Below are 4,006 nucleotides of genomic sequence, written 5' to 3'. Positions count from 1 at the left end.
CGTGGGCTGATGGTCGACGTCGTGGGCCGGTTGCGTACCGCCGGGTTCGAGGTCGACGAACGGCTGTGGGGCACGGCCGCCGAATGCAACCCACCCACCTGCTGCGGCGACGGCGACGGCTGTTGAATCCCCCTCCCCCTCAGTGCGGGTCGGCCGTCCTCCAGGGCCGGCCCGCCCCTCCCCGCGCCAGAACGGACACCTCCACCATGTCCCTGACCGAGCTGACCGCCATCAGCCGCGTCACCCTCTTCCCCCTCGACGTCCTCACCGTCGCCTACACCACCCACTCCAGCGACACACGCGGCCTCGGCGACATCGGACTCGTCGCCGTCGTCGACGAACAGGGCGACGGCGAGGAGCTGTGGCGGCTGGCCCGCGACCTCGGCGGTCGACCCCAGGACACCGACCAGGCCCGATGGATCCTCACCCAGGCAAGCCGCGCCCGCACCGTCGCCGCATACACCAACCTGCCGGACGCCAAGTGGACGGCGAACATCCATCGCCGCTACCCGCTCGACGCGCTCTTCGCCAACCACGAACTCCTCATGACCGGCCGGATTTCCGTGCCGGGATTCTGAACGCGTCGGCAGTGCCTGTGACGACACTGATGAGCTAGCCCACTTGGGCCAACTGATCGAAGCTGCTTCGTCGGCGACGTCGGCGGAGCATGTGTACTTGGACGACGAGTCCGGAAGCGGTGATCGAGTTCCGAGACGCATGATGCAATTCTTCCCGGAGGTGAACGATGGCGACGGAGCCGATGTTTGAGGATCTGTTCCGCTCTGCTCAACACCACGCGTATCACCTGGAGATGAGGGACGCGTATGGGCTCGACGATAACTACCAGGAGTGGGCTGCGGGCAACCGGTTCGATCCTGCGGAGCGATGGCCCTGGTGGATCGACCTGGTTTCCTCGTCGGTTGCCGGTGGCCTCGACGTCCGCCGGGCGCGCATCGTCTCTGAACCCATCTCCTCGTATGTGAGGTACGAGTACGAACTGACCACTGGGCACAACGTGAAGGCCGGTGAGGTCGTGCGCTGGCTACCACGCCGTCATGCCTCCGGGTTGGCCCTGCCGGGCAACGACTTCTGGCTCTTTGACGGCGCCATGGTCCTGTTCAACCACTTCGCCGGGGAAGGGACGATGACAGGCGAGGAGTTGGTCACTGACCCCACCGTGGTGGAGCTGTGCGCCTCCGCGTTCGGCACCGTGTGGGAACGGGCCATCCCGCACGAGGAATACCGTCCGGCCTGACGGTACATACCCCACAACACCCTCAGATGGCGACCTACGCACGTACGCACTGCATTGCGGCGCGCTGCGGGACAACCTGCCGGACGCCAAAGTGGACGGCACACATCCATCGGCGCTACCCGCTCGACGCGCTCTTCGCGAACCACGAACTCCAGGGACGCCTCTCAACGGCTCGGTGAAGCTGATCAACCTGCTACTGGGGTAGCACGCCGCTACAGCGCCTCTATCGCCTTCAGTATCAGCGCCCGCGCTTCAGCTCCGTAGACGGCCATGCTGCGTAGTCGCTCGAAAGCCTTGATGTACAAGGCGATCTCCGAGGGCTGGGTGATGTTCACCTCGGCGGAGATCAGTTCGACGGAGACCAGGGTGTCGTCGTGGACGTCGAACGTCTCCTGGGGCCAGAGAGTCCGTTCGCGCGTCGACATCGGGATGATGCCGAGGGACACGGCCGGGAGCGCGCCGGCGGTGAGCAGGTAGCCGAGTTGTGCGGCCATCGCGTCCGCGTTGCCTAGCTGGTAGTACAACACGGCCTCTTCGACGACCATCACGAAGCGATGGCCGGGCTCGTGGATGATCTGGGAGCGCTGGAGGCGTGCGGCTGCGGCTTCGGCCGCGTCGTCGGGGACGCCGAGGAGGTGGGCGTTGGTGCTCAGCAACGCCTGCGCGTATCCCTCCGTCTGCAACAACCCGGGTACCAGGACCGGGGAGTACGTGCGCAGCAGGTCCGTCGACCGGTACAGCTCCACGTAGCTGTCCTGAAGCTTGCGAAGACCTGCCCGCACGCGTTGCCGCCACTCGCGGTAGAGGCTTTCCGCGTCCTGGGAGGCCGCGATCAGATCCTCGGCCTGGTCATCGGCTCCAGTCGCGTGGCACCAGGAGCGGATGTCCGTGGGTGACGGAGGTGTTCTCGCGTTTTCGATCCGGGAGGTCTTGGCGTGGTGCCAACAGCATTGCGAGGCCAGCTCGGTGACCGTGAGGCCGGCGTTTCTCCTCAGGTCGCGTAGCCGTCGCGCCACGTTCTCGCGAGCGGCCTGGGCGGAGGAGGACGGGGAGATGGACATGAGCTGGCCGAAGTTGCTTTCTGTCAGTGGATCTCGTAGTCGTCGTGCGGGACGGCGCGCTCCCATACTGCCTCGAAGGCGTCCGAGCACTGCTTGACGATAGTCGGCTCGGTGCGCAGCTCCATGGGAGAGTCACCGCTCCAGTCGCCGTCGCCCGAGAAGTGGTTGAAGAGGACCTGTGTGTCGTCGAAGATCCACAGGTCGGCGCCGGGCAGCATCAGGTCGGCCGCCCCTCTACGGGGCAGCCAGCGAACGAGTTCGCCTGCGTGCAGGTTGACGACGGTTCCGGCGTGCTCGTAGCGGATGTAGTCGGTGACCGGCTCGGAGACGATGCGGGCACGTCGTACGACCACTCCGCTGGCGACCGCTCGGGAGATCAGGTCGACCCACGGCGCCCAGTACTCCGAGGTGGGATCCGTGTCCCGTCGGCCGATGCGCAGCCAGGTGTCGTAGTCGTCGGCCTCGTCGCCGACCGCGTACTGGTCGCGCATTTCGAGGTGCACGGCGGAGCGCTGCGCGGCCTCCATCAGCTCGTCAAAGCTGGGTACGTTCTGCGACATCGCAGGCCTCCCTCAGGATCGACACCAAGCGGGCCGGAATGCGCACCACTGTCTCGTGGTCGGGGATGCCCTTCGCATGTCCAGGTGCCGGGTTGTCCACGCATTGGGCTCGTGTCGGCTCGTCCGCCGTGTAGCTCTGGATCACGATGTCCGCCGTCTCCAGATCCACCCATGCTGTTGGCGACCCGTTCTTTCCTGTATCCGGGTCGATCCCGATGAACCGTAAGCGCATGGTTGCCTCCCTGTCGATGCTGTGCGCTGATGTGCACCAATTTCACGGTTACATGCTGCTCAGTCAAGGTTACAAAGCAGCCATACAGCGCATTTGAAGTGGCGTGCACATCTGTGCACATTGCTGGTGGAGAGGCACAGCACACCTCTAGCTTCGGCAGGGTGACGGACACGAGAACGCGGGCTCTGCATCCCGCCGAACCAGAACCCGGGATCCTCATCCACTCACGCGCTGACCGGGAGTTGGCCATCGCCCACTGGCTCCTGTCGGCTCACCCCGTCCCGAGCCGGGCGGCCACGGAGTGGACGGAGTGCGGCATCGCGCTGCTGCCTCTCGGCACCCTCATGTCGGCCGTACGGCTACCCCAGGACCTTGTGCGCGCCGTTGCCGACCAATGCGGACGCGACGTCGACTCATTCCTCAACGAAGCCTGCGACGGTGGGCCGGTCATCTGCGACCCATGGGGGTGCAGGTACTACGCCCTAGTCCCGGCCGGCATGCCTGCCACGTGGCATGTGGCCGCCGTGGAATGGCGTGCACTGGGCGTGGAGTGCCTGGGTCGCGGCGCCTACCTCGGTGTCCCGGAACCGCGGGCCGACTCCCTCAACCCCCATGGGTGGCACCCCTACTGGTCCCCCTACTGGTCCGTGCCCATGCCTTCGGCGGGCGCGCTGTGCCGCCCACTTGACGTCGCCCGGATCATCGCCGCCGGAAAGCGGCTGGCGTGCGACGAGCAGTGAAGCAAAGTCCTCCACAACTGCCAAGGAGCCACCCAATGACCCCCACCGCCGTCGCCAGGAAGACCCGTACCGGCCGTTCCCTCGTCGCCGACACGGAGTTCGAGACTCTCGCCGCGTTCTGCGCCGGCGAGTACGGCCTGGAACGGTGTGTCGCCGAG

General features: G+C 66.1%; 6 protein-coding genes. 3 read left to right on the top strand and 3 right to left on the bottom strand.

Annotated features, from left to right (window positions below; all coding sequences use genetic code 11):
• The first annotated feature begins 206 nt into the window (after nucleotides 1-206).
• Both ACIBAF_RS49105 and ACIBAF_RS49100 read left to right on the top strand, forming a co-directional pair.
• Nucleotides 207-578: a hypothetical protein gene (locus tag ACIBAF_RS49105; RefSeq protein WP_399473357.1), complete on the top strand. Its 372-nt coding sequence runs from the start codon at nucleotides 207-209 to the stop codon at nucleotides 576-578.
• A gap of 167 nt (nucleotides 579-745) precedes the next feature.
• The gene (locus ACIBAF_RS49100) at nucleotides 746-1,255 is read left to right on the top strand and encodes a DUF6879 family protein (protein WP_399473355.1); all 510 of its coding nucleotides are present in this window, start codon (nucleotides 746-748) and stop codon (nucleotides 1,253-1,255) included.
• Nucleotides 1,256-1,467: 212 nt separating this feature from the next.
• On the opposite strand, the gene ACIBAF_RS49095 is transcribed toward ACIBAF_RS49100, so the two are convergent.
• The 3 genes from ACIBAF_RS49095 to ACIBAF_RS49085 are packed head-to-tail and all read right to left on the bottom strand — an operon-like array spanning nucleotide 1,468 to nucleotide 3,108.
• The gene (locus tag ACIBAF_RS49095; protein ID WP_399473353.1) at nucleotides 1,468-2,316 is read right to left on the bottom strand and encodes a helix-turn-helix domain-containing protein; all 849 of its coding nucleotides are present in this window, start codon (nucleotides 2,314-2,316) and stop codon (nucleotides 1,468-1,470) included.
• A 23-nt stretch (nucleotides 2,317-2,339) separates the two neighbouring features.
• Nucleotides 2,340-2,876, bottom strand: coding sequence for a DUF6879 family protein (locus ACIBAF_RS49090; protein ID WP_399473351.1), 537 nt, complete (start codon nucleotides 2,874-2,876; stop codon nucleotides 2,340-2,342).
• A complete protein-coding gene (locus tag ACIBAF_RS49085; RefSeq protein WP_399473349.1) occupies nucleotides 2,851-3,108 on the bottom strand; it encodes a hypothetical protein in 258 nt (85 codons plus the stop codon). The genes ACIBAF_RS49090 and ACIBAF_RS49085 overlap by 26 nt, the downstream gene beginning before the upstream one ends.
• Nucleotides 3,109-3,269: 161 nt before the next feature.
• Here ACIBAF_RS49085 and ACIBAF_RS49080 point away from each other — a divergent pair, with 161 nt between their 5' ends.
• Nucleotides 3,270-3,848 (top strand): hypothetical protein, encoded by a 579-nt coding sequence (locus tag ACIBAF_RS49080; RefSeq protein WP_399473347.1) that lies wholly within the window; start codon nucleotides 3,270-3,272, stop codon nucleotides 3,846-3,848.
• The last annotated feature ends 158 nt before the right edge of the window (nucleotides 3,849-4,006 follow it).

Source organism: Streptomyces sp. NPDC051677, assembly GCF_044453465.1.
Taxonomy (GTDB): Bacteria; Actinomycetota; Actinomycetes; order Streptomycetales; family Streptomycetaceae; genus Streptomyces.
Note: the sequence above shows the minus strand (reverse complement) of the source record. Positions and strands in the feature narration are given on the sequence as shown.

Excerpts from the sequence above, each read along its gene's own strand:
- ACIBAF_RS49095 (WP_399473353.1), bottom strand. The coding sequence starts at position 2,316 with ATGTCCATCTCCCCGTCCTCCTCCGCCCAGGCCGCTCGCGAGAACGTG.
- ACIBAF_RS49090 (WP_399473351.1), bottom strand. The coding sequence starts at position 2,876 with ATGTCGCAGAACGTACCCAGCTTTGACGAGCTGATGGAGGCCGCGCAG.
- ACIBAF_RS49100 (WP_399473355.1), top strand. The coding sequence starts at position 746 with ATGGCGACGGAGCCGATGTTTGAGGATCTGTTCCGCTCTGCTCAACAC.
- ACIBAF_RS49105 (WP_399473357.1), top strand. The coding sequence starts at position 207 with ATGTCCCTGACCGAGCTGACCGCCATCAGCCGCGTCACCCTCTTCCCC.
- ACIBAF_RS49085 (WP_399473349.1), bottom strand. The coding sequence starts at position 3,108 with ATGCGCTTACGGTTCATCGGGATCGACCCGGATACAGGAAAGAACGGG.